Origin of the sequence: Robiginitalea sp., assembly GCF_049588695.1 — a bacterium.
In the GTDB taxonomy this organism is placed as follows: domain Bacteria; phylum Bacteroidota; class Bacteroidia; order Flavobacteriales; family Flavobacteriaceae; genus Robiginitalea.
Map to the genome: position 1 here is coordinate 1 of NZ_JBAVZJ010000617.1, position 3,708 is coordinate 3,708.

Annotated in this window: 3 protein-coding genes; all 3 read left to right on the forward strand. The window is 50.8% G+C overall.

All coding sequences use genetic code 11. The annotated features are described in order from the left end of the window. The coding region (locus WBV75_RS14050; RefSeq protein ID WP_424121212.1) for an efflux RND transporter permease subunit at positions 1-1,817 on the forward strand (1,817 nt) is incomplete at its 5' end. After that, positions 1,814-3,031 carry a TolC family protein gene (locus tag WBV75_RS14055; RefSeq protein WP_424121213.1) on the forward strand — a complete coding sequence of 406 codons (1,218 nt, stop codon included), beginning with the start codon at positions 1,814-1,816 and terminating at the stop codon, positions 3,029-3,031. The genes WBV75_RS14050 and WBV75_RS14055, both read left to right, overlap by 4 nt. A 10-nt stretch (positions 3,032-3,041) precedes the next feature. Further along, positions 3,042-3,708, forward strand: a 667-nt coding sequence (locus WBV75_RS14060) for a heavy metal-binding domain-containing protein (protein WP_424121214.1), incomplete at its 3' end; no start/stop codon positions are given.

The following is a 3,708-nucleotide window of genomic DNA, read 5'->3' on the forward strand; positions in this document are numbered from 1 at the left end:
GTATACCCCTTGCGATTGTCATCCTGGGTGGGGTCATCATGCAGCACACAGGAAAGGAGTTTATGCCTGCCCTGGATGAAGGGTCTTTTTTGCTGATGCCGACCTCCCTGCCGCACTCGGGGATAGCTGAAAACAAGCGCGTTCTCCAACAACTCGATATGGCAGTAGCCGCTATCCCGGAAGTCTCGACGGTTGTTGGCAAGGCCGGCCGAACCGAATCGGCCCTGGACCCCGCCCCCTTGTCCATGTATGAGAATATCATTCAGTATAAATCGGAATATTTAGAGGACTCAACGGGTATTCCCCGTCGTTTTCAGGTGAGTGAAGAGGGTTTATTTGTCTTAAAAAATGGAGGGGTTGTCCGGAATCCGAATTTACGTCTGAAATCTGCGGCTATAGATTCTGCGGTTCAGGAAGCGCAAGACCGGGGGGCAGGCGCATTTCCAGAAATCACCTACGCGGACCTGATTCCCGATACTACCGGGGAATACTTTCGTACCTGGCGGCCCGGAATTCAGTCCCCCAACGACATCTGGGATGAAGTGGTAAAGGTCACACGTTTGCCGGGGGTGACTTCGGCTCCAAAATTGCAACCGATTGAAACCCGTTTGGTCATGTTGCAAACCGGGATGCGCGCCCCGATGGGTATTAAAGTAAAGGGGCAGGATTTAGAAGGGATCGAAGCGTTCGGCCTGCAGTTGGAGGCTATACTGAAGGAAGTTGATGGGGTTAAGGCCGAGGCTGTTTTTGCTGACCGGATTGTGGGGAAACCCTATTTGCTTATAGATATCGATCGGGAGGCCCTGGCCAGATATGGGATCAATATTGAGGATGTGCAACAGGTCCTGGAAGTGGCTATTGGGGGAATGACCCTGACCCAGACGGTAGAGGGAAGGGAGCGCTATGCGGTGCGGGTGCGGTATCCGCGAGAACTGCGGGACAACCCTGCCGACCTTAAAAACATCTATATCCCGGTAGCTCAAGGCAGTTCCGTCCCTTTGAGTGAACTGGCCTCCATTCGCTATGAAAAGGGACCCCAGGTGATTAAAAGTGAAGATACATTCCTGGTCGGCTATGTGCTCTTTGACAAGGCGGATGGTTTCGCAGAGGTTACTGCAGTCGAAAACGCCAAAGCTGCAATCCTTCAAAAAATCGATGCAGGGGAGTTGGTGGTTCCCAAAGGGATCAGCTATGCCTTTACCGGAAGCTATGAAAACCAGGTGCGGGCTGAAAAAACACTCTCTGTGGTTGTCCCCCTGGTCCTGCTGATCATATTTCTGATCCTGTATTTCCAGTTCCGGTCGGTCGCTACTTCCCTTATGGTGTTTACGGGCATTGCAGTGGCATTCGGAGGGGGTTTTCTGATGATTTGGTTCTATGGTCAGGACTGGTTTTTAAATTTCAGCTTTTTCGGGGAAAACCTGCGGGAGTTGTTCCAGATGGATACCATCAACCTGAGTGTGGCGGTTTGGGTAGGCTTTATTGCCCTTTTTGGCATCGCCACGGATGACGGGGTGATCATGGCCACCTACCTGACCCAGACTTTTAAGCGCAACAATCCCAAAACTTTGGAATCTGTCCGGGCCTCGGTTGTGGAAGCGGGGGAAAAGCGGATACGCCCCTGCCTGATGACTACCGCCACCACCTTACTGGCCTTATTGCCCATACTGACCTCTACGGGGCGGGGGAGCGATATTATGATCCCCATGGCCATCCCATCGTTCGGGGGGATGCTGGTTGCCCTGATTACTTTATTGGTCGTACCGGTTTTATTCTGCTGGAAAAGCGAGTTGGGTTTAAAAAAAGAGAAATCATGAAGAAAATTGTCTGCACGTGTATCGGAGTTTTTCTGGCGGCATTCACCCAGGGTCAGTCGCTACAGTCCTACCTTGAGGAGGCAGAGGCAAACAATCCCGAGATACAGGCCTTTGAACTGAAATACAACATTTCCAGGGAAAAATATGAACAGGCCGATGCCTTGCCAAATATGGAATTGAGTGCAGGGGTCTTTGTAAGTGAACCGGAAACACGCACAGGAGCCCAGAAGGCCCGCTTTTCGGTTCGGCAAATGCTACCCTGGTTTGGAACCCTTACGGCGCGGGAGGGTTACGCCAATGCCCTGGCCGAAGTAGATTATCTGGACATGGTGATTGTGAAGCGAAAGTTGCGACTCTCCGTCGCCCAGGCCTATTACGCGCTATATACCAAAACGAAAATACAGCAAGTCCTGGAGCGGAATATCCAATTGCTGGGGACGTATGAAAGACTGGCGCTTACTGCTGTAGAAGTTGGGAATGCCTCGGCCGTGGACGTACTCAAGCTGCAGATTCGTCAAAACGACCTCCAGGCCGAAAGCGACATCCTCGAACAGGAATTTCAATCACAAAGGAGCCAGTTCAACACCCTTTTAAATCGGGACACCGGTTTGGAAATCGCCCTGGCCGATACTTTGGAGATCGGGACCGGGATGGAAATTGACCAGGCTACCCTCAATGTGCATCCAGAACTCGAGAAGTACGACAAGCTCTATGAATCTGTGGCCCAGTCTGAAATCCTCAATCAGAAAGAAACCCAACCCGGTTTCGGGATTGGCCTGGATTACATTCCCGTGGCCGAGCGGCCGGGTCTGGACTTCAGTGATAATGGAAAGGATGTGGTGATGCCCATGGTCTCCTTTTCCATCCCCGTATTTAATACGAAATACAAATCCCGCTCGGTGGAGAATGAACTCAGGCAGCAGGAACTGAGCGCCCAAAAAACAAATCGCCGCAATATGCTTGAATCGACTTTGAATACAGCGATTCACAGTCGGGAAGCGGCCCGGATTAAGTTTGAAACCCAACAGAAAAACCTCAGGCAGGCCAAAGATGCCCGGGAAATCCTGATTAAAAACTACGAGACGGGAACTATCAACTTCAACGAAATTTTAGATATTCAGCAGCTGCAGTTAAAATTTGAAATTCAACAGATCAGGGCCGTGGAGAACTACTACGCCCAAATGGCGATCATCAATTACCTGACCAATGGATAAGAAGGATGCCATGACACATAAATATACCGTTCACGGGATGACCTGTAATGGGTGTCGTTCCCATGTGGAGCAGACCCTTTCTAAAGTACAAGGGGTGAGGGCGGCCTCTGTCAACCTGGAAAAGGCAGAGGCGACTATTGAAATGGAGGATCCCATTCCGATCGATACATTTCAGGAAGCGCTGAAGAAGGATGGGGGTGGGTACAGCATTCATCGATACGGGGAATCCCATCGGGAAGAGCATCTCGTAAAAACTGATACACCCAAAGGTCTGGGGACAGGAACCTTCTACTGTCCGATGCATTGTGAGGGGGACAAAACGTATGACGCTCCGGGAGATTGCCCTGTCTGTGGCATGGATTTAGTAGAAGAACAAAACCTTTCGGCCACATCTGCTTCCCAGTATACCTGCCCGATGCACGCTGAAATCGTCAAAGAGGAAGCGGGAAGCTGCCCGATTTGCGGGATGAACCTGGTCCCCATGCAGGCGGAAATGTCTGCAGAAGAGAAGACCTATAAAAACTTGATAAAGAAGTTACGCATCGCGGTTGCGTTTACCCTGCCCATCTTTTTAATCGCCATGTCGGAGATGATTCCCGGTAATCCGCTCTACGGGCTAATGGATCAAAAATACTGGAACTGGATACAGTTTGCCCTTTCCATTCCCGTGGTATTCT

Coding starts and splice junctions, on each gene's coding strand:
- WBV75_RS14055 (WP_424121213.1), top strand. CDS start 1,814: ATGAAGAAAATTGTCTGCACGTGTATCGGAGTTTTTCTGGCGGCATTC.